Origin of the sequence: Mesorhizobium sp. M1329, assembly GCF_040318035.1 — a bacterium.
In the GTDB taxonomy this organism is placed as follows: Bacteria; Pseudomonadota; Alphaproteobacteria; order Rhizobiales; family Rhizobiaceae; genus Mesorhizobium.
On sequence record NZ_JAMYLN010000022.1, the window covers coordinates 41,876 to 67,657 of the forward strand.

Here is a 25,782-nt window from a genome sequence, read left to right on the forward strand (position 1 = left end):
CGGTTGGGGTTCTCTTCCCGGCGAGCTTACCTTTGGCCGTTGTAATGGACCGTTGAATGGTCTATTTTCACTGAAAATATGGACCAGAGGATGGTCCATAGAGGAGCGGCTCATGCAGGTATCCGTTACAGACGCCAAGGGACAGCTGACCGAATTGGTGCGTCGTGCCGAGGCAGGTGACGAGGTCATTCTGACCCGTCACGGTCATGCGGCCGTGCGCCTAGTTCCCGTCAAGGCAGTGCCGGACAGGCAAAGCCGTCGGGCGTTGCTGGAGGCGATGCGCGCATCCGGCGCCGCGAGGGCGAAGGCCGGGCCATCTGCCGCGCGAAGCCAGGATTTCCTCTACGGCGATGATGGCCTGCCTGAATGATCGTGGTCGATACCTCGGCGCTGATGGCGATCGTTCTTGACGAGCCGGAGGCTGATGTCTGCATCGCGGCGCTCGAGGCCGAAGACGAAATTCTGATTTCCGCCGGCACCGTGGCAGAAGCGCTGATCGTCGCGTCGCGGCGAAATGTCGGCGAAGAGCTGTCCGGCCTGATCGACGGGCTTGGTTTCGAAATCGCGGCAGTGACGCCGGCCTCTGCGCGTCGCATTGCCGAGGCCTACGCAAAATGGGGTAAGGGCATTCACTCGGCCGCGCTCAATTTCGGTGACTGCTTCGCCTATGAAGTGGCGAAGGAACATGCCTGCCGCCTGCTTTATGTCGGCGACGATTTTTCGAGGACCGATATCGAAAGCGCTCTCTAAGGAAGCAAGGCAAGGACCATAGGCGCGATTTTGCTTTGCTGCCCGGGTCGAGCCGCCACCGCTGCCACGTTCAGTTCCCGCCGTCCGACAGGGCGGCGCGTTCCGTGCCGAAGCGCTTGCGATAGTCGCCGGGCACAAGCCCGGTTATCCTGGCGAATACTTTGCGGAAGGAGCCGGGATCGTCATAGCCGACCTCCCAGGCGATCTGGTCGATCGATCGCATCGTGGTTTCCAGCATCTCGCGCGCCTTGCCGACGCGCAGGTGCTGGCAATATTCGGTCGGCTTGAGGCCGGTGGCGTTGCGGAAGCGCCGCAGGAAAGTCCGCTCCTCCAGCCCGGCTTGCTCTGCCATGGCGCCGAGCGTCACGTCACGCGCGCCGTTCGCCTGCAGCCAGTGCTGCACCTTGAGGATCGCTTCGTCGCCATGGGTCAGCCGTGGCGCGAACGGGCTGTAAAAACGTTGCTCGCGGCCCGGCGGATCGACCAGCATGAAACGCGCCGTGTCCATCATAACGGTCGGCCCGAGCACCCTGTCCACCAGCTTCAGGCCGAGGTCGGTCCAGGCCATGTAGCCGCCCGCGGTGATGATGTCGCCATCGTCGATGACCAGCCTGTCGGCGTCGAGCAGGATGCCTGGAAAGCGTAGCGCCAGCGCGTCGCGATAGGCCCAGTGCGTTGTCGCCGCGCGACCGGACAACAGGCCGGTCTCGGCAAGCACGAAGGCGCCGGCGCAGACCGAACCGAGCGTCGCCCCTGCCGCATGACGGTCCCTGAGCCAGCCGGCATAGGGCGCGGCTGCTTCCCGAGCGATCGGATCTCCCAAGGTCGGCGGGATGATAGCCATGGCTGGTTCATTGTCGGCGTCGGGGTCGCTGTCGAAGGTGCGGACTACAGTCTGGCCGGCGTTCTCCAATTGCCAATGGCTGACGCGAAGCCTCAACGCGTCCAGCGACCGATCGGCCGCCAGCCGGTTGGCCAGCATGAAAAGATCGGTCAAGCCGAGCACGGCTGCTTCCTGAACGCCGGGGTACAGGACAAGGCCGATCTCGACCGATTTACGTGCGACGCTCATTTGTCAGTTTTGCCATGCCCGATGTCCGTTTTGCCAATCCCATAATGACGGTGCTTCAATATTTGTCTAGCCGAAGGAGCAAAACCTCTGACTGCAACTCCAATTTTCGGATCAAGGACTACGAAAATGAGCACATTCACCACCCATGACGGCACCGAGATTTTCTACAAGGATTGGGGCAAGGGCCAGCCGATCGTGTTCCATCACGGCTGGCCGCTGAGCGCCGACGACTGGGACAACCAGATGCTGTTCTTCCTCGAAAAGGGGTATCGCGTCATCGCACACGACCGCCGCGGCCACGGCCGCTCGTCGCAGACCGCGACCGGCAACGAGATGGATACCTACGCCGCCGATGTTGCGGCGCTGGCGGCGCATCTCGATCTCAGGGATGCGATCCACATTGGCCACTCGACCGGTGGCGGCGAGGTGGCGCGTTACGTCGCGCTTTATGGCGGCGGCGGCCGTGTTGCCAAGGCGGTGCTGATCGGCGCCGTGCCGCCGATTATGGTCAAGACCGACAGCAACCCCGGCGGCTTGCCGATCGAAGTCTTCGACGGCTTTCGCGCGGCTCTGGCCGCTAACCGCGCCCAGTTCTACAGGGATGTGCCGGCCGGCCCGTTCTATGGCTTCAACCGCGAGGGCGCCAAGGTCTCGCAAGGCGCCGTCGACAATTGGTGGCGCCAGGGCATGATGGGCGGAGCCAAGGCCCATTACGACTGCATCAAGGCATTCTCGGAGACCGATTTCACCGACGACCTCAAAAAGATCGAGGTTCCCGTCCTGATCATGCATGGCGACGACGACCAGATCGTACCGATCGCCGATTCCGCGCTGCTTGCGGCCAAGCTGGTGAAGCACGGCACGCTCAAGGTCTACAAGGGCCTGCCGCACGGCATGTGCACCACCCACCCGGAGATCATCAATCCGGATCTGCTGGCCTTCATCCAGGGCTGACGGCTTACATGTCGGACGGGCAGCGCGGGCTCGTGCTGTCCGTCCGTCGCTTAACCATGACCGGGGATGGAGACACGCTAGAGCGCGATCCGCTTGCCCTGCCGACGAGATTTGCTTGATGAATGGTCGGAGTGGAGAGATTCGAACTCCCGACCCTCTGGTCCCAAACCAGATGCGCTACCAGGCTGCGCTACACTCCGAACGGTCTGTTGCCTAGTGATTTCAGCCCGCCAAAGCAAGCGTAAAAAGCCATCGGCCTTGCTGCCGGCGGCATTGCGCAGTAATGACGGGCTAGTGCATGGCCAGAGAACAGTAATCCGGTCTCGGGGTCGTGTGCTTGCAACCAGCAATGAGGTGGTCATGTCAGTCCGCATTTTCAGCCCAGCCAAAACCGCGATGCAGTCCGGCAAGGCCAAGACCGGCTATTGGGTGCTGGAATTCGATCCTGAGCAGCGCAAGAAGATCGATCCGCTGATGGGCTACACCACGTCCGGCGACATGCGAAGCCAGATCAGGCTGACCTTCGACACAAGAGAAGAGGCGGTCGCCTATGCCGAAAAGGAAGGGCTGGCTTTCCGCGTCGAGGAGCCGAAGGAAATCAAGCGCCGCCAGATTTCCTATGCGGAGAATTTCCGCTATGACCGCAGGACGCCCTGGACGCATTGATCCATACCGGCCCTGCCGGCACAATCCGCCGGTCACGCGGCCGGCCAGCGGTCCCGTAGCTCAGCTGGATAGAGCACCGGCCTTCTAAGCCGATGGTCACAGGTTCGAACCCTGTCGGGATCGCCAATATTTCCAGGTCCATTCCGGACAGGTTCACTCGCCAGTCGCACAGGATTTCCGACACATGACAGCGATGGGCGCGGCGGCATTGCTGATCCTGGTCCTGACCTATGCCGGCGTCGCCATCGGCAGGATACCCGGGCTGCGCCTCGACCGGGCAGGCATCGCGCTGCTCGGCGGTGCGGCGATGATCGCCATCGGCGCCCTCGATATGGAAGACGCCTACCGCGCCATCAGCTTCGACACCATCACGCTTCTGCTCGGCATGATGATCGTCGTGGCGCATCTGAAAGTGTCGGGCGCCTTTCGCGCGCTCGGCGGGTTCGCCATCGAGCATGCGCATGCGCCGTTCATGCTGCTGGTGATGGTGACGCTGTTGACCGGCGTCCTGTCGGCATTCCTGGTCAATGATGCCATCTGCCTGGTCATGGCGCCGATCGTCGTCCATGTCACCCGCGTCATCAACCGCAACCCGGTTCCCTACCTGATCGCCACGGCGACCGCATCCAATTGCGGCAGTGTCGCCACCATCACCGGCAATCCGCAGAACATGGTCATCGGCGCCCTGTCGGGGATTTCCTATCCGGCCTTCTCGGCGGCGCTTGCGCCGGTCGCGGCGTTCGGCCTCGTCGCCGTCATCGTTATCATCCGCATCGTCTACCGCACTGAATTTTCACGCAAGGCCGAGCTCAGCCCCGAAGTCTATCGCGGCCGCATGCTGCCGGGGCAGGTGCTGAAGGCGGTGGTCGTCTGTATCGGTTTGGCGATCGCCTTCTTTGCCGGCGTTCCGGTCGCCAAGGCAGCGCTGATCGGCGGCGCGATTCTGTTGCTGACCCGCGCCATCAAGCCTGAGCGCATCTATCGCGAGATCGATGGGCCGCTGCTGTTCATGTTCGCCGGGCTGTTCATCGTCGTCGCCGGGGCGGAGAAGACATTGCTTACGCCCGACATCGTCGCTTCGGCAAAAGACCTCGGGCTGAATGATGTCTGGCGACTGTCCGGCTTCACCGCAGTGCTGTCCAACATCATGAGCAATGTCCCGGCCGTGCTGGCGCTGAAGCCGTTCGTGCCCGGACTGGAAGATCCCGAGCGGGCCTGGCTGGTCGTCGCCATGAGCTCGACGCTAGCGGGCAATTTCACGCTGCTCGGCTCGGTCGCCAACCTGATTGTCGCCGAGCACGCGCGGGTCTCCGGCAAACCGCTGGGCTTCATCGCCTTCTTCAAGGTCGGCCTGCCGTTGACGCTGGTCACGCTTCTTGTCGGGACGGCGTGGCTGGCGGCCTAAAACGCGTCGCATTCGACCGGCCGCATGCGACGCACTTCAGGCTCTTTTTATACATGTCGTTATCGCAAAACCGCTGCACACTTTTGCGCGACATGCAGTAGCCAGTCAGGGCGACGTCACCGTGAGATGGCCTCTCATGTTCGGATGGAAGCGGCAGAAATAATCGACCGATTCCGCCTTCTTCACCGTCAGGCTCGCCGCCTTCTTCGGCGGGATCATCACTTCCCAGCCGCCGTTGACGGTTGCCGTGTGGGCGAACACGTCCTTGTTCACCCACTTGATCGTGTCGCCGACCTTCGCCTCGATCTTTGCCGGCGAAAACACAAGCTTCTCGATCGTCACCTCGATGGTTTCGGCCTTGGCCGGCGCGGCGCCGATGGTCAGCGCCAGCGCAACCCACAGCTGCCGCCTCGACATCATTGGCTCAATCCTCACTTCAGCATGCCGGCGACGTGTTCGGCGTGCTGTTCGTGGCCCTGGAATATTTTCAGGCCGGTTTCCAGCAGGCTCTTCAGCTCGGCATTGCTGGCCGACGGGATCAGCAGTGTTTCGAGCGCGCCGTCGACCTGCTTGTGGTAGGCCACTTCATTGGCGACATAGGCCTTGTCGAACGCTGCGCCCTTGAGCTTGGCAAGCTTGGCACGTTCCTCGGCCGCCGCCTTGGTCAGCGCCTTGCTGGTCGGATTGTCCTCAGGCGTGACCTTGAGCTTCTTGACCAGGTCGAGAGCCTGTTTGTTGACCGCTTCGTGATCTCGCACCATGTCCTTGGCGAAATCCACGACCTCCTTGTTCTTCGATTTCTTCAGCGCCTGCTTGGCCGCCTCGACGTCAAGCACGCCGGCTGTGTAGGCGATATGTGCGATCTGCGGATCGGTCGGCTTATCGGCAGCTTGCGACAAGGGTGCTGCGCTAAGCAGGAGAAATGCGGTCAGTGCCGCGGTCGATCGAATAAACATGATGCTCTCCTTCGCCCCGACGCGGAACGGCATCGGGCTTCGTTTTCAGTGATGCTCATTGGATGCAGGTCGCCGCCAAACGTTCCCGCGAAAATCGGCGCGGCCTATCCGGAAAGACCAAGCCGCTGCATCACGGCATTGGTCAGCCGCTCGCAGCGCCGGCCGGCGAACGGAAAGGCGTCGAGCAGCACCGGCCCGATCTGGTCGTCCAGCGCTTTGCGCACTAGCACACGGGCGCGGTGGAGCCGGGTCTTGATGGTTTCTGGTCGCACGCCAAGCAGTTCAGCGGTCTCCTCGATGCTCAATCCCTCGATGACTCGCGCCACGAACACCATCCGGTAGACATCGGGAAGACTGTCGGTTGCCCGTTCGACAAGCTCAAGGATCTGCCGTTGCGCCATCGTCCGCTCCGGATCGTCGCTCGGGTTGAGGGGAAACCGGATGATTTCGGCTTGCGGGTTTTCGGGCATCGCTACCATTCGCCGCCTTTTGCGCAAGCGGCCGAGCGCTTCGTTGATGACGATACGCGACAGCCACGTGGCGAGTGAGGCATCGCCGCGAAAGGACTCGAGATGGGCAAAGGCGCTGACATAGGCCTCCTGGACGATGTCCTCGGCCTCGCTGTCGTTACGCACGACGCCGCGGGCGATGCGGTAGAGCCTTTGGTTGTGCGTCTTGATGATGGTACGGAATGCATCGCCATCACGTGCCAGCGCGCGGCCGACAAGCTGCATGTCGCCAGAAGCGGCGGGCGTTGCCGTCAACGCAGCAGGCATGGCCGATCTCCTGATAGGCTTCTCATCGCGACATTGGATGCATCAGCCGACAAAAGGTTCCCGACCGATTCCGCCGGCCAGCCTCAATCAGTGTCAAGGACTGGCATAGGCTGTTCTACCGCCTTCACCGCACCGCCGCCTCTATTTTGTAGACACCGTTTTCATCGGCTGATCGGTCGCATGACATCGCTCAGGATCGCAAGTTTTCCAGGCTGTTACGTCGATTTCCTGACTCAGCCTGGAAAGGTGCTGGCTCAGGCCTCAGCGGCCGCCGCCAGCCCGCGCGCCAGGTCGGCTTTCAAATCCTCGACATCCTCGAGCCCGATCTGCAGACGCACTAGCGGCCCGTCATACGGGCCTTTGGCGACAGTGCGGTCGCCCAGGAATACCGGCACGGCAAGGCTCTCATAGCCGCCCCAGGAATAGCCGAGGCCGAAAAACTTCAACGCGTCGAGGAAGGCGTGCTGCTGCTTCTGTCCGCCGCCTGCAAGAACGATCGAGAAGATGCCGCTCGATCCGCAAAAATCGCGCTTCCACATCGCGTGGTCGGGATGGCTGGGCAGCCCCGGATGCAGCACCTGCGCTACGCCCGGCTGACCCTCCAGCCAGCCGGCGAGGGCAAGCGCGCTCTTTTGATGGCGCTCCAGCCGCACACCCATCGTGCGCAGGCCGCGCAGCACCTGGTAGACGTCGTCAGGCCCGGCGCAGCAGCCCATCGTGTTGAACGTCTCGAAAAGCTGCTTCCAGCAGTCCGCATTGGCCGACACCGTACCGAGCAGCACGTCGGAATGGCCGGCCGGGTATTTCGTCGCCGCGTGGATCGAGATGTCGACGCCATGGTCGAGGGGGCGAAAGTAGAGCGGCGTCGCCCAGGTATTGTCCATCATGACGATGGCGCTGGCGGCATGTGCTGCCTTGGCGATGGCCGGTATGTCCTGCACCTCGAAAGTGTTGGAGGCCGGCGATTCGGTGAACACCACCCTGGTGTTGGGCTTGATCAGCGCCGCGATGCCGGCGCCGATGCGCGGTTCGTAATACTCGACCTCGATGCCCAGCCGCTTCAGCATCATGTCGGCGAGGTTACGGGTCGGATGATAGACGGAATCGACGATCAGCAGATGATCGCCGGCCGACAGGAAGGCGAGCAGCGGCAACGTCACCGCCGCCAGGCCGGACGGCACCGCGACCGTGCCGGCGGAGCCTTCCAGCGCATCGATCGCGCTATTCAGCGCATCGGTGGTCGGCGTGCCGCGCGTGCCGTAGGTGTATTTCTGGCTGCGTGAAGCCATCGTCGCTGCGTTGGGATAGAGCACGGTCGAGGCATGCACCACCGGCGGATTGACGAAGCCGAAATAGTCATGCGGGTTGTTGCCGGAATGGGCGAGCCGCGTGTTGATGCCCATCTCGCTGCCGTCTTTTGCCATTGCTTTTCGTCCCATGGATTGGTCGTTAGCCATAGTGCGGCGGCATTGGCCGCGCAACCGCAGCGCACTCGCCAGGCCAAGCTCTTGAATATGCCAATTCAGCAATGCGCCGTAGTTCTTCTGGACGGCTGCCAGCTGTGCTTGGCAAGTCACGGTCGGACTTTGCCGGCTTTATTGGCGCGCTGACCAATTTGCGGGCGCGTTTGTCTGCAATTTCAGGCATTTCAGGCGGTTGGTTTTCAAAGTCTTTCGAATTCGGTCATTTCCCTTGACCTCACAGGAATAATCGCCTTCGATGTTGTTCGTGAATGGGAGGCAGCGCGTCGATTACGATGCGGGATTCCGGTAATGGGCCGGGATACATAGCTGCGTTCACACGGGAAAAGTCAGGTTCGCCTGGAAAAAACAGAAAAGGGTCTGTGGGTCATGAAACACATTGCAATCGGCGTTTTGGGCGCCGCCGCGTTTGGATTCGCGGCTTCGGCGGCTTCGGCGGCCACGCTCGACGATGTCAAGGCGAAGGGCTTCATCCAATGCGGCGTCTCGACCGGTCTGGCCGGCTTCTCGGCGCCGGACGACAAGGGTGAGTGGCAAGGCATCGACGCGGACTTCTGTCGCGCTGTGGCGGCCGCCGTGTTCGGCGATGGCACCAAGGTGAAGTTTACGCCGCTCAGCGCCAAGGAGCGGTTTACCGCTCTGCAGTCGGGCGAGATCGACATCCTGTCGCGCAACACCACCTGGACCATCAATCGCGACACCGCACTCGGCCTGAACTTCATCGGCACGACTTATTATGACGGCCAGGGCTTCATGATCAACGCCAAGAAGCTTCCGGGCGTGAACTCGGCGCTGCAGCTTTCGGGCGCGGCGGTGTGCGTGCAGAGCGGCACCACGACCGAGCTCAACCTTGCCGACTATTTCAAGTCGAACAAGATGGAGTACAACCCGGTCGTCTTCGAAAAGCTGGAAGAGGTCAACGCCGCCTATGATGCCGGCCGCTGCGACGTCTACACCACCGACCAGTCGGGCCTCTATGGTATCCGCCTGACCCTCGGCGCGCCGGCCGACCATGTCGTGTTGCCTGAGATCATCTCCAAGGAACCGCTTGGGCCGGCCGTGCGCCAGGGCGACGACCAGTGGTACCACATCGTCAAGTGGACCTATTTCGCGCTGCTCGACGCCGAGGAGCTCGGCATCACCAAGGCCAATGTCGACGAGATGAAGAACTCGGACAGTCCCGAGATCAAGCGCGTGCTCGGCCAGGAAGCCGACACTAAGATCGGCACCGATCTCGGTGTCTCCAATGACTGGGTCGTTAACATCGTCAAGGCCGTCGGCAATTACGGCGAGATGTTCGAGCGCAATGTCGGCTCCGGCAGCCCGCTGAAGATCGCGCGCGGCATCAACGCGCTGTGGACCAAGGGTGGCCTGCAATACGCTCCGCCGATCCGCTGATCGACAATGGATACGGAAGGCAGATCGTCTGCCTTCCGGTCTCTCTTTCCAGGGGACTGTCGAATGGCATCGCAGGAAGTTCTTCGCGAGGAGCCAAGCCGCGGTTCCTTCATCAATGATCCTCGCGTCCGCGGTATATTCTTTCAGGCAGTGGTCCTCGTCCTGCTGGTAGCGGGAGTCTGGTGGGTTACCCACAACGTCATCGTCAATCTGACACGCTTGCACATCGCCTCCGGCTTCGGCTTTCTCAAGGGCCGCGCCGGTTTCGACATCAGCGAAAGTGCCATCGCTTATTCGTCAGATTCGACTTATTTCCGAGCCATCCTGGTCGGCTTCATCAACACCGTGATCGTGGCCGTCGTCGGCATCATCACCGCCACCATCATCGGTTTCATCGTCGGCATCGGCCGACTGTCGCGCAACTGGCTGATCAGGAAGATCTGCACGGTCTATGTCGAGGTGTTTCGCAACATCCCGCCGCTGCTGGTCATCTTCTTCTGGTATTCCGGCGTGCTTGCGGTGCTGCCGCCGCCGCGCGAGAGCATCAATTTGCCGTTCGGCTCCTTTCTCAACCAGCGCGGCTTCTATTTTCCGCGCGCTATTTGGGGCGACGGCTCCTGGCTGATCCTGGTCGCTCTGCTCCTCGGCATCGCTATGGCCTGGTTCGTTGCCCGCAAGGCGCGACAGCGGCAGATGGCGACGGGTCAGCCGTTCCCGGTGCTCTGGACATCCATAGCGTTGATCGTCGGCCTGCCGCTGCTGGCCTACGCGTTGAGCGGCTTTCCGTTGAGCTTCGAATTCCCGAAACAATCGACCTTCAACCTGGTCGGCGGCTTTCAGGTCAGGCCGGAGTTCCTGTCACTTTATCTGGCGTTGTCCTGCTATACGGCCGCCTTCATCGCCGAGATTGTGCGCGCCGGCATCAGGGGCGTCAGCACGGGCCAGACCGAGGCGGCCGCGGCACTCGGGCTGCGCTCGGGATCGATCCTCAGGCTTGTCGTCGTGCCGCAGGCGATGCGCATCGTTATCCCGCCGCTGACCAGCCAGTATCTCAACCTGACCAAGAACTCTTCGCTCGCCATCGCCATCGGCTATCCGGACCTGACGGCGACCGCTGGCACTGTCTTGAACCAGACCGGGCAGGCGGTCGAAGGCGTGGTGATCATGATGGCTGTCTATCTCGCGCTCAGCCTGATCACGTCGGCGATCATGAACGTCGTCAATGCCAGGATGGCGCTGGTGGAGAGGTAGGGCCATGCAGGAACACGACATGTCCTGGGTGCGGACGGAGATGGTGCTGGCGCAGCCGGCGCCGTCGAGCGAGCGTGGCCTCACCGCCTGGATCCGCAAGAACCTGATTGCCACCACGGGCGACACCATCCTCACGATCGTCGGCATCGCGCTGGTCGCTATGATCCTGCCGCAGATCGTCAATTGGGCCTTCATCAACGCCCAGTGGATCGGACCGGACCGCTCGGTCTGCGCCACCGTGGCGCAAGGCGGCATCCAGCCGGATGGCTGGACCGGTGCTTGCTGGGCATTCGTCAACGCCAAGTTCGGCCAGTTCATGTTCGGCACCTATCCTATCGAGGAGCGTTGGCGGCCGATCGTTGTGGCCATCCTGTTCGTGGCACTGCTGGTACCATTGCTCATCCCGCGCGTACCGCGCAAAGGGCTGAACGCCATTCTTCTCTTCCTGGCGCTGCCGATCGTCGCCTTCGTTCTGCTGGTCGGCGGCATGTTCGGCCTGCCGCATGTCGAGACGTCGCGTTGGGGTGGGCTGCTGGTGACGCTCAGCCTGTCCTTCGTCGGCATAGCCGTGTCGCTGCCGATCGGCATCGTGCTGGCGCTCGGCCGGCGCTCGAACATGCCGATCGTCAAGCTGCTGTGCGTGGTCTTCATCGAGACGGTACGCGGCATCCCGCTGATTACCGTGCTGTTCTTTGCCAGCGTCATGCTGCCGCTGTTCCTGCCGGCCGGCGTCAGCTTCGACAAGTTCCTGCGCGCGCTGATCGGCGTGTCGCTGTTTGCCGCCGCCTACATGGCCGAAGTGGTGCGCGGCGGCCTGCAGGCGATCCCCAAAGGCCAGTATGAGGGCGCCGATTCGCTCGGCCTCAGCTACTGGCAGAAGATGGGTCTGGTCGTCATGCCGCAGGCGCTGAAGCTGGTCATTCCCGGCATCGTCAACACCTTCATCGGCATGTTCAAGGACACCAGCCTGGTCATCGTCATCTCGATGTTCGACCTCCTCGGCATCGTCAAGCAGAACTTCTCCGACGCCAATTGGGCGACGCCGCAGACGGCCAGATCCGGCCTGGTGTTCGCGGCCTTCATCTTCTGGCTGTTCTGCTTCGGCATGTCGCGCTATTCAATGTATACGGAACGCCGTCTCGACACCGGCCACAAACGCTAAAAAGGGGACCTTGTCATGGTCATAGAAAACGCCGTCAGCGCGGAAGAGATCAAGGTCAATGCCGCCAAGATGCACATTTCCACCACCGATGTCGCCATCGACATCATTGCCATGCACAAATGGTACGGCGAATTCCATGTGCTGAAGGACATCAATCTAAAGGTGATGCGCGGCGAGCGGATCGTCATCTGCGGCCCGTCGGGCTCCGGCAAATCGACGATGATCCGCTGCATCAACCGGCTGGAGGAACACCAGAAGGGCAAGATCATAGTCGACGGCAAGGAACTGACCAACGATCTGAAGAAGATCGACGAGGTGCGCCGCGAGGTCGGCATGGTGTTCCAGCACTTCAACCTGTTCCCGCATCTGACCATTCTGGAAAATTGCACGCTGGCGCCGATCTGGGTGCGCAAGATGCCGCGGAAGCAGGCCGAGGAAATCGCCATGCATTTCCTCAAGCGCGTCAAGATCCCGGAACAGGCCAACAAATATCCCGGCCAGCTTTCCGGCGGCCAGCAACAGCGCGTGGCGATCGCCCGCTCGCTGTGCATGAACCCGCGCATCATGCTTTTCGACGAGCCGACCTCGGCTCTCGATCCGGAAATGATCAAGGAAGTGCTGGAGACGATGGTCGGGCTGGCCGAGGAAGGCATGACCATGCTCTGCGTCACCCACGAAATGGGCTTTGCGCGCAAAGTCGCCAACCGGGTGATCTTCATGGATCAGGGTCAGATCGTCGAGCAGAACACGCCGTCCGAGTTCTTCGACCACCCGCGCCATGAGCGCACGAAGCTGTTCCTGTCGCAGATCCTGCACTGATCCTGTACGCCGGTTCGGGACAAGACCGGCGGACGGCCTCTCTGCCTTGCTTGGCTCCGTGCCTATTCGACGAGTGGTGATGCTCGGGGGATCTGCCCTTTGGTCGATGGCGAGCATCGAGAACTATATTAGCACCCACAATCCTCCTGCGACGATCACCGCATATCGTGCAGCCTTGCCCAATGCGACAAGCATCACGAATACGCCGAGATGGATGCGGGCCGCGCCTGCCGCGACGGTGAAGGCGTCCCCGACGACCGGCAGCCAGGCGAACAGGAGCAAGAACGCACCAAAGCGGCGAAAGGTCCGGCTCGCCCGCTCGTATCGTTCACGAGTGACGGGAAACCATCGCCTGGACTGGAGCATGTCGATGCCACGCCCCAGCATCCAGTTCACCACCGAGCCGAGCGTGTTGCCGATCGTGGCGATCGCACAAAGCAGCACCGGATCGCCACGGCCGCCGGCGATCAAGCCGGCGAGCACAACTTCCGACGAGAACGGCAAGATCGTTGCGGCGAGGAATGCGCTGGTGAACAGGACGCCATAGATTGCCAGTGCAGCCACGTCGAACGACCGACTAGGCCTGCACGTCGACGATGCCCATCATGCCGAGCTGCTCGTGCTCCAGGATGTGGCAATGATACATCCTCCGCCCGGGGCGATCCTGGCGCAGCAAAAGCCGCACCGTTTCGCCGCGTGCCACGTTGACCGTGTCCTTCCAGGCGAGATAGGCCGGTTTCGAGACCTGCCCACGACGTTCGTGCTCGACCACCTGGAACTGCGTCCCGTGCACATGGAACGGATGGTCCATGTCGGCCTTGTTGACGATTTCCCAGAGCTCGACCTGTCCTGTTTTTGACACCACGTCGATGCGGCCCATGTCGAACGCCGCGCCGTTGATCAGGAATCCCATCTGCATATCCGTCGCGCCCATCGTCATCGTTTCGGTGAACACGAAACGCCGGCTGACAGCAGGGGTGCCAAGTTGTGCAATTGGTCGAAGCCTTTCCGGCAGCGGAGGAAACGTCTCTGCAGGCGTGTCCGAAACATTAACCGTAAGCAATGTCAGGCCTGCATCGGCGGGGCGGCCTGCGCCCATCCAGCCGCGATCGTAGTCGAGCGTGTTCAGGGTGACGGGGCCGGGCTTCTCAAACGAGACGATCAGTTCAAGGCGTTCCGCCGGGCTGAGCAGGACGTCCTTGGCTGCCACCGGCGCCTCCAGCAGACCGCCATCGGTGCCGATGATCGTCATGGGTGCGCCGTCGAAGGAGAGCCGCAAAAAGCGCGCGTTGGTCGCGTTGTAGAACCGAAATCGCCGCTTTGTTCCAAACGGGACCGATAGGGCGGGATTTTTCTGTCCGTTGACCAGCACGTGATCGCCGACGCGCCCGTTCATCAAATCGACCATGGTGTTGTCCGGCATGGTGCCGTCGGCGGCAAGGCGAAGGTCTGTGAACACCAGCACAGTGTCGCCATACTCGGCCGGGATCGGGTCCGCCTTCGGCTTGACCACGAACGCGCCGGCAAGCCCGCGATAGACCTGCTCGGCCGTCTTGCCGTGCGGATGCGGATGATACCAGTAGGACCCCGCGCTTCCTTCGGGCAGTTCGAAGCTGTAGGTGCGCTCCGTGCCCGTCGCAACGGGGTCCATCGGATTGCCATCCTGGTCAGCCGGAACCGGCATGCCATGCCAATGGATGGTGCTCGTCTCTTCAGGAATTCGGTTCGTGAATGCAATCTCGACACGGTCGCCTTCAGTCACCTCGATCAATGGCCCCGGGCTCATGCCATTGTACCCAAGGATTGGCGTGTCGAGCCCCGCTGCAAAGCGAACCATGGCGGGTTCAGCCGTGAGGTTCGCTCTGAACAGGCGGGGCGTATCGGCTTCATTGACTAGCAGCTGTAACTCGCGCAACGCCTGGCCCTCAGGCAGCATGGCTGCGCTTTTTGGCGCCGCGCCCATGTCGTGGCCCGCCTGCCCCATATCCATGCCGGGCATCTCGTCCATCTTCATCTGGGCGATGGCGCGCGGACTAGCGAGAACCGTGGCAGCGCCTGCCGCCAGAAAACTGCGTCGATTCATGTGTTGTCTCCGAGATTAAGGTCACGCGCGTCGGCACGCGGTATAGCTCAGGTGGCACGCTCCGTAGCCAGATTGACATTGGCCTCGGTCACGTCATGCCACCCGTCTTCAGCGCCTTTTCGGGCGGGCGACACAGGAGGCGCAAGGTCATGCCCCTCGGTGCCAATCTGAATCGCGGGAGCGGAAACAGGCTCGTCTGGGATTCGAGGAGTGACGGCAGTCATGGGTTTGCAGCTCCAACCGGGCAGTTGCCACACGACATAAAGGTTCCCATCATGGGAAGGTCAAGAGGCAAATTTCGATGTGCTGCCTCGGCACAGCAGCGATGATTTGAGCTGGCTCAAAAGCCCTTGACCTTCCCGTGATGGGAAGCCTCATGACAACCCCACTAGGGGAGAGCCGCAATGATAAGACTGAAAGTTCCGGAAATGGGCTGCGGGCAGGCGTCATCAGATCAGTCGGTTACAACGAAAAATAGGCCGCCCGTGCGGCGTACGGCCGGCACGGATCATAAGCGCGCCAGCCGCGTTTGTTGCCATTAGGAGTTGCATAACAAGCCGCGTGGGCACGTGCGGCGGCAGGTCAAGGGCTCATCCTGATGCTTATCCAACCGATCGATTATTTCCTCGTCGTCTGGTTCGCGCTGGCGCTGGCTTCGACGCTTTATGTCGGCTTCGACCAATATCGCAACAATCCCGAGCCGGTGGTGATGAAATGGGGCTTCATCCTGGTCACCCTCTATATGGGTCCGCTCGGCTTGCTGCTCTACGTGCTCGCCGACAAGGAGCCCCGGCCGGGCGAGCATGAACTCTTCACCCGGCCGCTCTGGAAGCAGGGCGTCGGCTCCACCATCCACTGCGTCGCCGGCGATGCCACCGGCATCATTCTTGCCGCCGCCATCACGGCGGCGCTTGGCCTGCCGATGTGGATCGACCTGATCGTCGAATATCTCGCCGGCTTTGCCTTCGGCCTGTTCATCTTCCAGTCGCTGTTCATGAAATCGATGATGGGCGGCACCTATCGGGAGAACGTACGCAAGAGCTTCCTGCCCGAGTTCATCTCGATGAACTTCATGATGGCCGGCATGGCGCCGGTCATGAGTTTTCTGATGATGGGCCGCGACATGCGCGCGATGGAACCGACGGAGCTGTTGTTCTGGGGCGTGATGTCGATCGGCGTCATCGCCGGCTTTGCGCTTGCCTACCCGGCCAATGTCTGGCTGGTCGCCCGCGGCTTGAAGCATGGGTTGATGACACAGCGCGCGCAGGCAGCCGGCATCGATGGTCGAGAGCAGCCTGGAACGAGGCAACATGCGCAGATGCAAATGCAGCAGGCCGACGCCAGTGGCCATCGCGGACAGCGCCACAATATGGCTTCCCACAAAGGCAAAGGCGGCGGCCATCACATGGAGACAGATGCCACGACGCCGCAGGTCGCTGCCCTGGGTGCCGTCTCCCTGCTGGCGCTCGCCATCGGCATGGTCGCGCCTGCGAACTGGCTGAACCTGACGCTGTCGGCACGCGACGTCGGCGGGGTGATCATGCCGCAAGGCATGATCATGGATCGCGACACGCCGGCCGATACGATGCGCGACATGGCCGCTACCGATCCACGCCTCGTGGCCGCCTCTTATGGCCTGACGGCAAGGGGCGACCAGGAACTGCCTTTTCGGATGGAGAACGGCATCAAGGTGTTCGAGCTCAGGCCTTCAGTGGTCCGCTGGCAGATCCTGCCGGACGTCGCGGTCGACGCCTATGCCTATAATGGCCAGATTCCCGGTCCGCGAATTCACATTCGTCAGGGCGATCGGGTCAGGATCAACGTTACCAACGGCCTGCCCGAGGAAACGACGGTGCATTGGCATGGCTTGATCTTGCCGAACCAGATGGATGGGCCGGCCGAAATCACGCAGGCGCCGATCGAAACCGGCCAATCCTATTCATACGAATTCACTGCAACCCAGCACGGAACCTATTTCTACCACCCCCATGCGAAGCCCGACCGGACCCAGGCACTCGGCCTCTACGGTGCGCTGATCATCGATCCCGCCAATCCCGCCGACGAGGTCGCGGCCGACCATGACTACGTCATCGAGCTTCAGGAATGGCTGGTGCGGGAAGGGCTGACCTACCCGTCGATGCCGATGGACGGCGGCATGCCGAATTTCTTCACCATCAACGGCAAGGCCTATCCCTCGACCGAGACGATCCCGATGAAGGTCGGCGAGACGCTCAAGGTGCGGTTCATCGGCACCAACAACGGCTTCATCCATCCGATGCATATCCATGGCGGACCGTTCGAGGTCGTTGCCCGCGACGGCGAAACGATTCCTGCGTCCGGTCGTTTCCTTGCCGATACGATCAACGTCGGGCCTGGTCAGCGCTACGACGTGATCTGGAAGGCGCAGCGTCCGGGCAAATGGCTGATCCATTGCCACATCCCGCATCACACCACGAACAACAATGTCGAGGAGAAGGGCGGCGGCGGGCTGATGGTCGTCATCGATGTGACATGACCGACGTCGCCTGGGCTCGTTCCAACCGCTGCACCGGCCCGGACGCCTGCAGTGGCTGAAACCATATTTTCTCTCAGGTTGATGTGATCTGCCAGACAGCGACGCCGGCAAGGGCGAGACCGGCGGCGCCCTCGATGGTCCGGGAGATGGTTTCGAACAGCCGTGGCTGGCGCGCGAAAAACTGTACAAGCCGTTCCCGAAACAGGATCGACAACACCGCGACGCAGGACAGCGTCAGCGCCACGCCGACCATCATGGTGATGGCAAACAGGACGCCCGCGACCGGAACACCCCTGGAGATCGCGAAAGTCATCGCGAAAAGCGTCAGCGGGCATGGGATCAGGCCTGCCATGACGCCGACAGCCTCGCCCTCGTGCCTGTGGTGATGGCTGTGGCTCAAAGCGCGCCAGAGCAATCCAGACGCCAATGAGGCCCAGCAATCCGCGACTGATATGCTCCAGAAGCGGAGCGCGGCCGACGCTGCCCAATGCTATGGAAACCAGTGGCAGCGAGAGAGCCGCAATCAGAACGGCAATCGTCACATGCGTGAACGATAGCGTGATAGATACGAGCAGGCCGCGCGAGACCTTCGCATCCGAACCGGCAAGATAAGTCGCCAGCACGGCCTTGCTGTGACCCGGCGTCAGCGCATGGGCAGCCCCGAACACGACACCCATCGGCAGGAAGGCCACGAACGCCAGCCAATTGCCTCCTGCCGAAAGCAGCTTGATCTGTTCGCCGAGCGTCAGATAGATCGTGCGCTGAAATTCGACGAGCGTCTGGAACATCGGACGAGACTAGCAGAAAATCGGCGAGCGTCAGTGCATGTGGCCATGGTCCTGCGTGTGCTCGTGAGGATGGTCGTTCTCTCCACGTTCGGTTGAAAACCGCACATTCGCCTCAGCCAAGGCCGGCATATGCTGGGACAGTTCGTCCTTCAGCGCTGCTGCGATCTTGTTCGCATCCGACAGCGGCAGGCTTTCGTCTGCGGCAATTGCGATGTCGGCGTGCAATCGATGACCGATCCAGCGCGCCTTGGCATCGACAATGCGTGCGCCCAGAACATGCTCGGCGGCATGTCGGATTTCATCCATCACACCGGGTTCGATTCCATCCAGCATGCGGGTCAGCACCGAGCGGGCCGATTGCCAGACGATACCGAAGATCGCAATCGTGATCAGCAGGCCGACGATCGGGTCGGCCAAGGAAAAACCGAGCCAGACGCCGAGGGCTCCGATGACCACGGCAAGACTGGTAAGTCCGTCGGTGCGGGCGTGGTAGCCGTCGGCAATCAGTGCCGCGCTGTTGATTTCGCGGCCGACGCGGATACGGAACACGGCAACCGCCTCATTGCCGAGGAAGCCGACAATGCCCGCCGCAGTCAGCCAGCCGAGGTGTGTCACCACTTGTGGATTGATCAGCCTGTCGATGGCTTGGTAGGCGGCGACTACAGCGCTGAACAGGATGATGAGCACGATGATGATGCCGGCCAGATCCTCGACCCGACCCAAGCCATAGGTGAAGGTTCGCGACGGCTTGCGCCGCGCCAGCACGAACGCAATCCATAGCGGGATCGCCGTGGTCGCGTCGCCGATGTTGTGGATCGTGTCGGCCAGCAGCGCCACACTTCCCGACAACGCAACCACGACCATCTGCAATGCCGCGGTGATGGCCAGGATCACAAACGACCATTTGATTGCCCAGATGCCCCGGTCGGTGGTGGCAATTGTCGCATCGATGACGCCATGGGTGTGGCCGTGCGAACCGTGATCGCCATGATGATGTGCGGCGTGCGAGCCGAACCCGAGCCATTCCAGAATGGGGGCTACAATGGCATTCATAGATACTTCGCCAGCTGCTTGAGTTCCGCCAGCGAGTTGCCGCCGGTTTCCACGCTGTCCGTCAGGCAGTGCTCGATATGGTCGTTGATCAGCCCGCGCTTGGCGCTGCTGATCGCTTTTTCGACGGCATGAAGCTGCTGCGCCAGGTCAACGCAAGGGCGATGCGCCTCGATCATGGCCAGCACCGCCGCAAGGTGGCCTTGCGCGCGCTTCAGCCGCTTTATGATGGAAGGATGCGAGGCGTGGAGGTGATCTGACATGCCTCAGCATATCCTCCGGGGGAGGATATGCGTCAAGCTCTAAGTCAGCTGTGCAACTTTCGGAGAGGCTTCACCTTGAGCGTTGCTTGTTCTATGCCTTTCCCATGAAGAAGCTTGCCCGTTTTCTTGGCCTGCTGGTCGTTGCAGCAGTCCTTGCGGTGGCGCTGGGCACGCTGCTGCCGCGCCCGCTCTGGCCGGCGGCCATTGCCGATCCGATCGGCACAAGCCACCGTATCCTGGTGCTGCAAAATCCGATCCACACCGACATCGCCATCCCGGTCGACGACGATGTGCGCCGGCGCTTCCACTTTCTGGTCGATGCCGGCATTCCGGTCGACATGGCGGAGGTCCGCTACATCGTCTTCGGCTGGGGCGGCCGCGCCTTCTATCTGGAGACGCCGACCTGGTCGGAGCTGAAGGCAGTGCCGGTGATGAAGGCGCTGACCGTCGATGCCTCGGTGATGCATGTCGACATTTCCGGCGAAATCGCCGAGCCGCATCCCGACGTCGCCGGCTTCGATATCGGCGACGAACGCTTTACCGCGCTGCTCGATTACATTGCGGCAAGTTTCCAGCAGGGGCCGAACGGGGCCATCCTGATCGAGAATGCGGCCTATTCCCGCTTCGATCGTTTCTTCGAAGCCAATGGTCATTTCAATTCGCTGATCGGCTGCAACACCCGGACGGCGGCGGCACTGCGCACGGCCGGCCTGCGCACCGGATGGTGGAATCCGCTGCCGGCCTCACTCGGCCTGTCGATGCGGCTTTACAATTGACCGGGCGTTTCCAGCCGATCAGAGCCGCGATCCTTCGCGCGCCACTCTGTCCTATCGGACATCTCCCCCACGAGGGGGGAGATTAGCGGCTTCGGCGCCTTGCCAGGTCATGCAACCTTGAAGATTGGCGAAAGCCAATGTGATGGCCAATCTCCCCCCAATTGGGGGAGATGTCCGGCAGGACAGAGAGGGGCGCTGTCCCGCCAGCCTGTCGTGCGTATCATCGCGCGCCATCGTCCAACGCCCGCCAGCCATAGAGCCAGTCGAGATCGGCGGCGAGCTTTTCGGGTGAGCGCATCGCCAGGAACAGGTTGCGGACCATCGCCACCGGCCCGGCCGCATGCCAGGCGAGGCGATTGACGGCGCCGCGGCGGGCAACCTGGGCGACGCGCGGCCGCCGCGCCTGTTCCCAGGCGGCAAGTGCCCGCTCAAGATCGGCTGGCGAAGCGGCAACGAAGCCGGCAAGCGTCGCCGCGTCCTCGATCGCCATCGCCGCGCCCTGCGCGGCAAACGGCGTCATCGCGTGCGCCGCATCGCCGATCAGCGCGATGCCTTGCGGCGTCGTCCACCGCCGCTGCTCGACGGTGTGGATCGGCCATGCCGTCCATGGTGCCGCTTCGCTCGCCAGACGGACCAGCGCCGGCGCGGTACCGTGCATGGCGCTTGAGAGGCTGGCGGGGTCGGCATGCCCCGACCAGCCCTCGGCGATACGCTTGCCCTTGGTGAAGGCGGCGAGATTGAAGGCAGTGCCACGGCTGACCGGATAAGCGACCATATGGAAGCCGGGATAGAGGAATGCGCTAACGCAATCGGGCGCACCGATCACCTTTAGGGCTTGTCCGGCGGGGCTGTCGGCGGCCACCGTGGCGCGCCAGGCAAGCTCGCCCGAAAACCGGCTCCTACCGAATTCGGCCGCCTTGCGGGCAAGCGTTTCTCGCACCGAAGACCAGACGCCATCCGCGCCGATCAGCAACGATGCTTCCGTTTTGATGGCCGTGCCGGCAACCTCTACCGTTGCGGTGATGCCATGCGGTTTGACAGCGGCACCGATGACGAGAGCGCCGGTGACAAGTTCGATGCCGGGCCGCTCGGCTATCCGCTCCATCAGCGCTGACTGCAGATCCGCGCGGTGGGCAACGAGATAGGGCGCGCCCCAGCGCGTTTCGGCCGCCTGGCCAAGCGGTACGCGCGCCAGCTCGCGCAGCGTGGCGGCATCCTTGAGCACGACCGCCTCCGGCCGCACCGCCGTCGGCAGCAGCCGATCGAGTACGCCGAGCTGCCGTAGGATGCGCGTCGCGTTGGGTGAAAGCTGGATACCGGCGCCGGCAGCCTCGAGGTGCTGCGCCTGTTCGAACAGTTTTATCCGATAGCCGCGCTCGGCGAAGGCCAGTGCCGCGCTCAGCCCGGCGACGCCCGCCCCGGCGATGACCACCTGCCGGCACTGCGTTTCCTGCATCAGGCTTATCGCGGAAGAATCAGGCGGCCTGGTCGATATAGAGGCAGCCCGGCGGCTGCGTTTCCAAGGCCTTCAGCTTCGGCGAATAGCGATAGAGCGTCGAGCAGTAGGGGCAGACCTTTTCATTGTCGTCACCCATGTCGAGAAATACATGCGGATGGTCGAAAGGCGGATTGGCGCCGGTGCACATGAATTCCTTGACGCCGATGTCGATTGCCGGATAGCCCGCATCGTTCTGGAAATGGGGAATGGAACCGCCTGCCATCGTCGTCTCCTGATCTTATCGATTGCATCTGGATCATAACCCGTCTCTTTGCAAGATCGATGAAATGAAACTGTCGCAAAAGCCTGTCAGAGGATAAGTTAAGCCGGTTAAGGCTGTGGTCGTCGAACGGTGTGGGAAGAGCGGAAACCATGAACGAACTGAAGCCGGTCCAGAACGAATTCATCACCGTTGAGGCGGCGAGCCGCGAAGGCGGCAATCCCGACCGCTTCGTCAACCGCGAGTTTTCCTGGCTGCAATTCAACCGGCGCGTGCTCGAAGAGTCGCTGAACGCCAATCATCCGCTGCTCGAGCGTGTTCGCTTCCTGTCGATATCGGCAGCCAATCTCGACGAGTTCTTCATGGTCCGCGTCGCCGGTCTTGCCGGCCAGGTGCGCGAGGGCATCGTGCTGAAGAGCCCGGATGGCCGCACGCCCGAGCAGCAGCTCGAACAATTGCTGCGCGAGGTCGAGCGCCTGCAGGAGGACCAGCAAAAAAGCCTTTCGGCGCTGATGCTGCTGCTCGACAAGGAAGGCATTGAGAGCATCACTCGCGAGGCGCTGAGCAAGGACGAGAAGGCCTGGCTGGAGGACCATTTCCAGGAGCAGGTATTTCCGGTGCTGACGCCGTTGTCGATCGATCCGGCGCATCCGTTCCCGTTCATTCCCAATCTCGGTTTCTCGATGGCGCTGCAATTGCGCCACCGCAAGAACGGCGAGGAGATGAGTGCGCTTTTGCGCCTGCCGATGGCGCTGAAGCGGTTCATCCGTTTGCCGGATCGCAAGCGCCATGTCCGCTTCATCCCGCTCGAGGAGGCGGTCGGTCTTTATATCGGCAAGCTGTTCCCAGGCTATGAGGTCAAGGGCTCCGGCACGTTCCGCATCATCCGCGACAGCGATATCGAGGTCGAGGAAGAATCAGAGGATCTGGTGCGGCTGTTCGAGACGGCGCTGAAGCGCCGCCGCCGCGGTTCGGTCATCCGTATCGAATTCGACATGCTGATGCCGCCCGAGTTGCGCGACTTCGTTGCCGGCGAGCTTGGCGTCTCGGCAAGCCGCATCAGCGTGCTCACCGGTCCGCTGGCGCTCAGCCAGATTTCGGAGATCGTCGCCGTCGCCCGCGACGATCTGAAATTCACCCCCTACAATCCGCGCTTTCCCGAGCGCATCCGCGAGCATGGCGGCGATTGCTTTGCCGCCATCCGCGAGAAGGACATCATCGTCCACCACCCCTATGAATCCTTCGACGTCGTGGTGCAGTTCCTGCGCCAGGCAATGGCCGACCCGGAAGTGGTGGCGATCAAGCAGACGCTCTACCGCACCTCCAACGACAGCCCGATCGTGCGCGCTCTGGTCGACGCCGCCGAGGCCGGCAAGTCGGTGACGGCGCTGGTCGAGCTCAAGGCGCGTTTCGACGAGGAGGCCAACATCCGATGGGCGCGCGACCTCGAGCGCGCCGGCGTCCAGGTCGTTTTCGGCTTTCTCGAACTGAAGACCCACGCAAAGATGTCGCTGGTGGTGCGGCGCGAGGATGGGAGGCTGCGCAATTACGTGCATCTGGGCACCGGCAACTACCACCCGGTCACCGCCCGCATCTACACCGACCTGTCCTTCTTCACCACCGACCCGACAATCGCGCGCGATGTCGCCCAATTGTTCAACTTCATCACCGGCTATGCCGAGCCGGCCGAGCAGATGCGGCTGGCCATCTCGCCGTTCACGCTGCGCGACCGCATCCTCCAGCACATTTCGGACGAGATCAGCCACGCGCTGGAGGGCAGGCCGGCCCGCATCTGGATGAAGATGAATGCGCTGGTCGATCCGATCGTCATCGATGCGCTCTACGATGCCAGCCGCGCCGGCGTCGAGATCGATCTCGTCGTGCGCGGCATCTGCTGCCTGAGGCCGCAGGTGCCCGGCCTATCGGAGAACATCAGGGTGAAGTCGATCGTCGGCCGTTTCCTCGAGCACAGCCGCATCTACTGCTTCGGCAACGGCCACGGCCTGCCATCGGACGGGGCGATCGTCTACATCTCCTCGGCCGATTTGATGCCGCGCAATCTCGACCGCCGCGTCGAGACCATGGTGCCGATCACCAATCCAACTGTGCATGAGCAGGTGCTCGGCCAGATCATGCTCGGCAACATCATGGACAACCAGCAAAGTTTCGACGTATTGGCTGACGGAACCTCCCGGCGCGTCGTGCTGGAAGAGGGCGAGGAACCGTTCAACGCGCAGGAATATTTCATGACTAATCCGAGCCTGTCCGGACGGGGCGATGCGTTGAAGTCGCATGCGCCCAAGCGTATCGCGCAGTTCAAACGCCGCAAGAGACAGAACGCAGCGACGGGCTGATGATTTCAGCGTCCCAGGGCCGGCTCCAGGACCGCCGACCGCTGTCCATCATCGATATCGGGTCGAACTCGATCCGTCTTGTCATCTATGAGGGGCTGGCGCGCTCGCCGACCTTGCTGTTCAACGAAAAGATGCTGGCCGGCCTCGGCCGCGGCATCGTTTCGACCGGAAAACTCGATCCCGAGGCGGTGACGCGCTCGATGGAAGAGTTCCGCCGCTTCCGCGCGCTCTCCGACCAGGCCGGCGCGGAGCGCATGTATGTGCTGGCGACCGCCGCCGCTCGCGAGGCCGTCAACGGCCCCGACTTCATCCACCGCGCCGAGGATGTGCTCAAGACCGAGATCCAGGTGCTGAGCGGCCGCGAGGAAGCCCATTATTCGGCACTCGGCGTGATCTCCGGGTTCCACCCGGCCAACGGCATTGCCGGCGACCTTGGCGGCGGCAGCCTCGAACTGATCGACATCGATGGTGAGACGATCGGTGACGGCATCACGCTGCCGTTGGGCGGCTTGCGCCTGCAGGACATGGCGAAGAACTCGCTGGCCCAGGCGGCAAGGATCACGCGCGAGCAACTGGCGCGGGCGAAATTGCTGAAGGGCGGGCAGGGCAGGGCGTTCTACACGGTCGGCGGCACCTGGCGAAACCTCGCCCGGCTGCACATGGAAATGACCAACTACCCGCTCGGCGTCATGCACCATTACGAGATCGGCATCGAAAGCGCCGCGAATTTCCTCCGGCAGGTCGCCAAGGCCGAGATCGACAAGATCAAAGGCATCGAGGGCATCTCCAAGAACCGCCGCTCGCTGCTGCCCTATGGCGCCATCGTGCTGCAGGAGATCATGGCGGCGATGCAGCCGTCGAAGATCATCGTCTCGGCGCTGGGCGTGCGCGAGGGCTTTCTCTATTCGCTGCTCGACAAGGCCGAGCAGAAAGCCGATCCGCTGATCTCGGCGGCAGAAGAGCTTGCCCGCCTGCGCTCGCGCTCGGTCGACCACGCGCATGAGCTTGTCGAGTGGACCGGCAAGGCCTTCGCCGCCTTCGGCATCGACGAAACCAGGGATGAGGCGCGCTACCGCCACGCCGCCTGCCTGCTCGCCGACATCGGCTGGCGCGCCCATCCCGAATATCGCGGCAAGCAATCGCTCAATATCATCGCCCATGCCTCCTTCATCGGCGTCGACCATCCCGGCCGCGCCTTCCTGGCGCTTGTCAGCCTGTTTCGCCACGAGGGCGTGTTCAATGAAGCCGCTCCGGAAATCCGCGGGCTGGCGACACCGCGCTACCTCGAGCGCGCCCGCGTGCTGGCCGCGCTGCTGCGCGTCGTCTATTTGCTGACCGCGGCAATGCCCGGCGTCATGCCGCGGTTGAAATGGGAAAACCGCGGCAATGGCGTGCTGGCGCTGGTGCTGCCGGCAGCGCTGGCCGATCTTTACGGCGAGCGGCCGGCCGGCCGGCTGGCACAACTGGCAAGGGTCACTAACCGTCGGCTGGTGCTGGCGGTCGAGGGTGGGCCGAGCATGTCGGTGAAGTGAACGGACGGTCCGA

The 25,782-nt window shown here is 62.4% G+C and carries 24 protein-coding genes, 2 tRNA genes and 1 pseudogene; 14 read left to right on the plus strand and 13 right to left on the minus strand.

The genetic code is table 11. The features are described from left to right. Positions 1-112: 112 nt before the first annotated feature. Both NKH21_RS21340 and NKH21_RS21345 read left to right on the plus strand, forming a co-directional pair. The gene (locus NKH21_RS21340; protein ID WP_352867360.1) at positions 113-370 is read left to right on the plus strand and encodes a type II toxin-antitoxin system Phd/YefM family antitoxin; all 258 of its coding nucleotides are present in this window, start codon (positions 113-115) and stop codon (positions 368-370) included. Continuing rightward, complete coding sequence (locus NKH21_RS21345; protein WP_352670188.1) at positions 367-750, plus strand: type II toxin-antitoxin system VapC family toxin; 384 nt, start codon at positions 367-369, stop codon at positions 748-750. Before NKH21_RS21340 ends, NKH21_RS21345 begins: the two co-directional genes overlap by 4 nt. Positions 751-820: 70 nt before the next feature. Here the strand turns inward: NKH21_RS21345 and NKH21_RS21350 are convergent, their stop codons facing one another. Then, positions 821-1,822 carry a GlxA family transcriptional regulator gene (locus NKH21_RS21350; protein ID WP_352867362.1) on the minus strand — a complete coding sequence of 334 codons (1,002 nt, stop codon included), beginning with the start codon at positions 1,820-1,822 and terminating at the stop codon, positions 821-823. 126 nt (positions 1,823-1,948) lie between these two features. On the opposite strand from NKH21_RS21350, the gene NKH21_RS21355 reads away from it, so the two are divergent. Next, positions 1,949-2,776, plus strand: coding sequence for an alpha/beta fold hydrolase (locus NKH21_RS21355; protein ID WP_352867364.1), 828 nt, complete (start codon positions 1,949-1,951; stop codon positions 2,774-2,776). A 123-nt stretch (positions 2,777-2,899) separates the two neighbouring features. On the opposite strand, the gene NKH21_RS21360 is transcribed toward NKH21_RS21355, so the two are convergent. Continuing rightward, positions 2,900-2,976: transfer RNA gene (locus NKH21_RS21360), tRNA-Pro, on the minus strand. A 160-nt stretch (positions 2,977-3,136) separates the two neighbouring features. On the opposite strand from NKH21_RS21360, the gene NKH21_RS21365 reads away from it, so the two are divergent. The 3 genes from NKH21_RS21365 to NKH21_RS21375 all read left to right on the plus strand — a co-directional run bounded on the left by NKH21_RS21365 (position 3,137) and on the right by NKH21_RS21375 (position 4,847). Then, entirely contained in the window at positions 3,137-3,442 is a 306-nt protein-coding gene (locus NKH21_RS21365; RefSeq protein WP_352670180.1) for an ETC complex I subunit, read from the plus strand. Between the two features lie 49 nt (positions 3,443-3,491). After that, positions 3,492-3,568 (plus strand) — tRNA-Arg (locus tag NKH21_RS21370). Between the two features lie 58 nt (positions 3,569-3,626). Next, complete coding sequence (locus tag NKH21_RS21375; protein WP_352867367.1) at positions 3,627-4,847, plus strand: anion transporter; 1,221 nt, start codon at positions 3,627-3,629, stop codon at positions 4,845-4,847. 105 nt (positions 4,848-4,952) lie between these two features. On the opposite strand, the gene NKH21_RS21380 is transcribed toward NKH21_RS21375, so the two are convergent. The 4 genes from NKH21_RS21380 to NKH21_RS21395 all read right to left on the minus strand — a co-directional run bounded on the left by NKH21_RS21380 (position 4,953) and on the right by NKH21_RS21395 (position 8,003). Then, positions 4,953-5,264 (minus strand): cupredoxin domain-containing protein, encoded by a 312-nt coding sequence (locus NKH21_RS21380; protein ID WP_352867482.1) that lies wholly within the window; start codon positions 5,262-5,264, stop codon positions 4,953-4,955. A 14-nt stretch (positions 5,265-5,278) separates the two neighbouring features. After that, a complete protein-coding gene (locus NKH21_RS21385; protein WP_352867369.1) occupies positions 5,279-5,803 on the minus strand; it encodes a DUF4142 domain-containing protein in 525 nt (174 codons plus the stop codon). Positions 5,804-5,907: 104 nt separating this feature from the next. Then, positions 5,908-6,579, minus strand: coding sequence for an RNA polymerase sigma factor (locus tag NKH21_RS21390; protein ID WP_352867371.1), 672 nt, complete (start codon positions 6,577-6,579; stop codon positions 5,908-5,910). A 254-nt stretch (positions 6,580-6,833) separates the two neighbouring features. Beyond that, a complete protein-coding gene (locus NKH21_RS21395) occupies positions 6,834-8,003 on the minus strand; it encodes a cystathionine beta-lyase (RefSeq protein WP_352867373.1) in 1,170 nt (389 codons plus the stop codon). Positions 8,004-8,429: 426 nt separating this feature from the next. On the opposite strand from NKH21_RS21395, the gene NKH21_RS21400 reads away from it, so the two are divergent. From NKH21_RS21400 to NKH21_RS21415, 4 genes are all read left to right on the plus strand, one after another. Further along, positions 8,430-9,458: an amino acid ABC transporter substrate-binding protein gene (locus NKH21_RS21400; RefSeq protein WP_254820740.1), complete on the plus strand. Its 1,029-nt coding sequence runs from the start codon at positions 8,430-8,432 to the stop codon at positions 9,456-9,458. 63 nt (positions 9,459-9,521) lie between these two features. Next, on the plus strand, positions 9,522-10,709 hold the full coding sequence (locus tag NKH21_RS21405; protein WP_352867375.1) for an amino acid ABC transporter permease: 1,188 nt from the start codon (positions 9,522-9,524) through the stop codon (positions 10,707-10,709). A 4-nt stretch (positions 10,710-10,713) separates the two neighbouring features. Beyond that, positions 10,714-11,871 (plus strand): amino acid ABC transporter permease, encoded by a 1,158-nt coding sequence (locus NKH21_RS21410; protein ID WP_352867378.1) that lies wholly within the window; start codon positions 10,714-10,716, stop codon positions 11,869-11,871. A 69-nt stretch (positions 11,872-11,940) separates the two neighbouring features. Next, entirely contained in the window at positions 11,941-12,690 is a 750-nt protein-coding gene (locus NKH21_RS21415; RefSeq protein ID WP_502911905.1) for an amino acid ABC transporter ATP-binding protein, read from the plus strand. Positions 12,691-12,813: 123 nt separating this feature from the next. Here NKH21_RS21415 and NKH21_RS21420 read toward each other — a convergent pair whose 3' ends face one another. Continuing rightward, a complete protein-coding gene (locus NKH21_RS21420; protein ID WP_352867384.1) occupies positions 12,814-13,254 on the minus strand; it encodes a YqaA family protein in 441 nt (146 codons plus the stop codon). Positions 13,255-13,267: 13 nt separating this feature from the next. Then, a complete protein-coding gene (locus tag NKH21_RS21425; RefSeq protein ID WP_352867387.1) occupies positions 13,268-14,704 on the minus strand; it encodes a multicopper oxidase family protein in 1,437 nt (478 codons plus the stop codon). Between the two features lie 667 nt (positions 14,705-15,371). On the opposite strand from NKH21_RS21425, the gene NKH21_RS21430 reads away from it, so the two are divergent. Next, positions 15,372-17,288, plus strand: coding sequence for a multicopper oxidase domain-containing protein (locus NKH21_RS21430; protein WP_352670154.1), 1,917 nt, complete (start codon positions 15,372-15,374; stop codon positions 17,286-17,288). Positions 17,289-17,361: 73 nt separating this feature from the next. On the opposite strand, the pseudogene NKH21_RS32825 reads toward NKH21_RS21430, so the two are convergent. The 3 genes and pseudogenes from NKH21_RS32825 to NKH21_RS21450 all read right to left on the minus strand — a co-directional run bounded on the left by NKH21_RS32825 (position 17,362) and on the right by NKH21_RS21450 (position 19,389). After that, a pseudogene (locus NKH21_RS32825) lies at positions 17,362-18,076 on the minus strand (HoxN/HupN/NixA family nickel/cobalt transporter). Positions 18,077-18,106: 30 nt separating this feature from the next. After that, on the minus strand, positions 18,107-19,129 hold the full coding sequence (locus tag NKH21_RS21445) for a cation diffusion facilitator family transporter (RefSeq protein ID WP_502911903.1): 1,023 nt from the start codon (positions 19,127-19,129) through the stop codon (positions 18,107-18,109). Next, complete coding sequence (locus NKH21_RS21450) at positions 19,126-19,389, minus strand: metal-sensing transcriptional repressor (protein ID WP_352867392.1); 264 nt, start codon at positions 19,387-19,389, stop codon at positions 19,126-19,128. Before NKH21_RS21450 ends, NKH21_RS21445 begins: the two co-directional genes overlap by 4 nt. Positions 19,390-19,493: 104 nt before the next feature. Between NKH21_RS21450 and NKH21_RS21455 the strand changes: the two genes are divergently transcribed. Then, positions 19,494-20,165, plus strand: a complete 672-nt coding sequence (locus NKH21_RS21455; protein WP_352867394.1) for a TIGR02117 family protein — start codon at positions 19,494-19,496, stop codon at positions 20,163-20,165. A gap of 220 nt (positions 20,166-20,385) precedes the next feature. Here the strand turns inward: NKH21_RS21455 and NKH21_RS21460 are convergent, their stop codons facing one another. Both NKH21_RS21460 and NKH21_RS21465 read right to left on the minus strand, forming a co-directional pair. Next, the gene (locus NKH21_RS21460) at positions 20,386-21,621 is read right to left on the minus strand and encodes an FAD-dependent monooxygenase (protein ID WP_352867397.1); all 1,236 of its coding nucleotides are present in this window, start codon (positions 21,619-21,621) and stop codon (positions 20,386-20,388) included. A 19-nt stretch (positions 21,622-21,640) separates the two neighbouring features. Next, the gene (locus NKH21_RS21465; RefSeq protein ID WP_254820632.1) at positions 21,641-21,886 is read right to left on the minus strand and encodes a zinc-finger domain-containing protein; all 246 of its coding nucleotides are present in this window, start codon (positions 21,884-21,886) and stop codon (positions 21,641-21,643) included. 149 nt (positions 21,887-22,035) lie between these two features. On the opposite strand from NKH21_RS21465, the gene NKH21_RS21470 reads away from it, so the two are divergent. Both NKH21_RS21470 and ppx read left to right on the plus strand, forming a co-directional pair. Next, a complete protein-coding gene (locus tag NKH21_RS21470; protein ID WP_352867400.1) occupies positions 22,036-24,237 on the plus strand; it encodes an RNA degradosome polyphosphate kinase in 2,202 nt (733 codons plus the stop codon). Beyond that, positions 24,237-25,769, plus strand: coding sequence for an exopolyphosphatase (gene ppx / locus NKH21_RS21475; protein ID WP_352867402.1), 1,533 nt, complete (start codon positions 24,237-24,239; stop codon positions 25,767-25,769). Before NKH21_RS21470 ends, ppx begins: the two co-directional genes overlap by 1 nt. The last annotated feature ends 13 nt before the right edge of the window (positions 25,770-25,782 follow it).